Source organism: Betaproteobacteria bacterium (assembly GCA_016791345.1).
Taxonomy (GTDB): domain Bacteria; phylum Pseudomonadota; class Gammaproteobacteria; order Burkholderiales; family JAEUMW01; genus JAEUMW01.
This window is the reverse complement of the sequence record JAEUMW010000423.1, coordinates 1-2423: the sequence shown is the minus strand read 5'-3', so window position 1 is coordinate 2423 and position 2423 is coordinate 1. Positions and strand designations below refer to the sequence as shown.

Below are 2423 nucleotides of genomic sequence, written 5' to 3'. Positions count from 1 at the left end.
CGGATCAGACAGGTCCCGCAGTCGGGCTTGCGCGCCTTGCAGACGTAGCGACCGTGCAGGATGAGCCAGTGGTGGGCGTCCTGCCGGAAACGGGGAGGTGTGATTCGCACTAATCGGTCTTCGACCTCGCGGACGGTCTTCCCCGGCGCGAGTCCCGTGCGATTGGCGACACGGAAAATGTGGGTGTCGACCGCAATGGTCGGTTGTCCGAAGGCGGTGTTGAGAATGACGTTGGCGGTTTTCCGCCCCACGCCCGGCAGCCTCTCCAAAGCCTCGCGGCTGTCGGGGACCTCCCCGACATGCCGTTCCAGCAGCGCGCGGCAGGTTTCGAGAATATGCTTCACCTTGGTCCGGTAGAGGCCGATGCGCTTCACATGACGTTCCAACTCGGCCGGACCCAGGTCGAGCAGTGCCTGCGGCGTCCGCGCCAGTGGGAAGAGTTCGGCGGTGGCCAGGTTGACGCTCTTGTCGGTCGCCTGTGCCGAGAGGATCACCGCGACCAGAAGCTCGAAGGGCGTCGAGTAGGCGAGCTCGGTCGTCGGATGTGCGTTTGCCGCCTGCAGTCGGGCGAAGATCTCCGCGCGCTTCGCGGCATTCACGGGCGAGGCGCATCGGTTGACGCAGGCTGTTGCGCCTGTGTGGCGGCGGCCCTCGCTTTGGCGCGCTCGATCGCGGCCTGCACGGCTGCACGTTTCGGATCGACCTCGCGCTCCAGGGGTGCCCGGCTGCCGAGAGATGCGAAGGGCGGCGCTTCGTGTTCGCGGCGGGCCAGGTGCAGGCGATGGCGCTCGCGCGCGGCATCGGCGAAAGCAAGCCGCACCGCGTCGTTCCCGGCGTGCCCGTCACCCGTCGGAACCAGCGTTATGCAGTCGACCGGACACGGCGGGAGGCACAGCTCGCAGCCCGTGCAATAGGCCGCGATCACCGTGTGCAGATGTTTGCGAGCGCCGAGGATCGCATCGACCGGGCAGGCCGGCAGGCAGAGCGCGCAGCCGATGCAGCGGTCCTCGTCGATGACGGCCACCGCCGGCAGGGTCGGCGGACCGCATTCCGGGTTCAGCGGCGTTGCGGCAACACCGCACAGCTGCGCGAGGCGCTCGATTCCGCGCTCCCCGCCGGGAGGACAGCGATCGATGTCGGCCTCGCCCGCGGCGATCGCATCGGCGTAGGGGCGACAGCCGGCGAAACCGCAGCGCCGGCACTGAGTCTGGGGCAGCGCCGCGTCGATCCGGTCCGCCAGTGTCACGGCCTCGCTAGAAGCCGAGATCATCGGGCGGCGTCCACGGCAGATCGAGATCCTCGGCGAGCGGGCGACACGTCACCCGTCCGGCGTGCAGGTTGAGGCCATCGCGCAGCCCCGGATCCGCGCGCGTGGCGGCAGCGATTCCGTTCGACGCCAGGGCCTCGACATACGGGAGCGTGACTTCGGTGAGCGCGAGCGTGGAGGTGCGTGCGGTGGCCGCTGGCATGTTGGTCACGCAGTAATGCACGACACCTTCTTCGATGTAGGTCGGATCCGAATGTGTCGTAGGACGCGAAGTATCGGATATACCACCTTGATCTATAGAGACATCAACCAGGGCCGCACCGCGAATCATGGTGCAGACGACAGCGCGTGAGAGCAGGCGGGGCGCACGCTTTGCCGGCAGCAGCACCGCGCCGACGACAAGATCGGCGCTGCGGACGCTCTCGGCGACGGCGTGGGGCGTTGCGTGCACGGTCTTCAGGCGCGCGCCGAAGACATCGTCGAGGTGCCTGAGGCGGGGTGGCGAATTGTCGAGCAGAGTGACGTCGGCGCCGACACCGACCGCGATGCGTGCCGCGTTGGCGCCGACCGTACCGCCGCCCAGGATCACCACGTTCGCCGGTGGCACACCCGGTACTCCTGGCAGGAGCACGCCGCGCCCGCCGGATGCCAGGGTCAGCGCGGCAGCGCCCACCTGTATGGCAAGCCGGCCGGCCACCTGCGACATGGGCACGAGCAGCGGCAGTTCACCGCCGGCAGTGGTCACCGTTTCATACGCGATGCAGGTTGCGCCCGTCGCCAAGAGCGCCTTTGTGAGGTCGGCGTCCGCCGCCAAGTGGAGATAGCAGAAAAGGGTGCTCGCGGCGTCGATGAGCGGTAGCTCCTCGCGCTGCGGCTCCTTCACCTTTACGACGAGTTCCGCGCTGTAAGCATCTGTGGCAGAGGCAACTACGGTTGCGCCGCTGGCTTGATACGCATCATCGTCGAAGCCGATCGCCGCGCCGGCGCCCGTTTGCACCTTCACCTGGTGGCCGCAGGCGATGAGGTGTGCCGCACCGGCTGGAGTAAGGCCCACGCGATACTCATGGTTCTTGACTTCCTTGGGGACACCTATCTGCACGAGGACACCTCCCACACGCATTGTGCGAATGCAACATCAGCTGCCATAACATATCAC

General features: G+C 67.4%; 3 protein-coding genes. All 3 read right to left on the bottom strand.

What is annotated here, in order from left to right:
* Nucleotides 1–599 (bottom strand): endonuclease III (gene nth / locus JNK68_16035; GenBank protein ID MBL8541853.1); only part of this gene is annotated, 599 nt, incomplete at its 3' end.
* Nucleotides 596–1270 carry an RnfABCDGE type electron transport complex subunit B gene (locus JNK68_16030; protein ID MBL8541852.1) on the bottom strand — a complete coding sequence of 225 codons (675 nt, stop codon included), beginning with the start codon at nucleotides 1268–1270 and terminating at the stop codon, nucleotides 596–598. The genes JNK68_16030 and nth, both read right to left, overlap by 4 nt.
* Nucleotides 1254–2366, bottom strand: a complete 1113-nt coding sequence (gene ald, locus JNK68_16025) for an alanine dehydrogenase (protein MBL8541851.1) — start codon at nucleotides 2364–2366, stop codon at nucleotides 1254–1256. Before ald ends, JNK68_16030 begins: the two co-directional genes overlap by 17 nt.
* Nucleotides 2367–2423: the final 57 nt, after the last annotated feature.

What these genes read in the sequence shown, in the direction of transcription:
- JNK68_16030 (MBL8541852.1), bottom strand. Translation starts at nt 1,270, where the DNA reads ATGATCTCGGCTTCTAGCGAGGCCGTGACACTGGCGGACCGGATCGAC.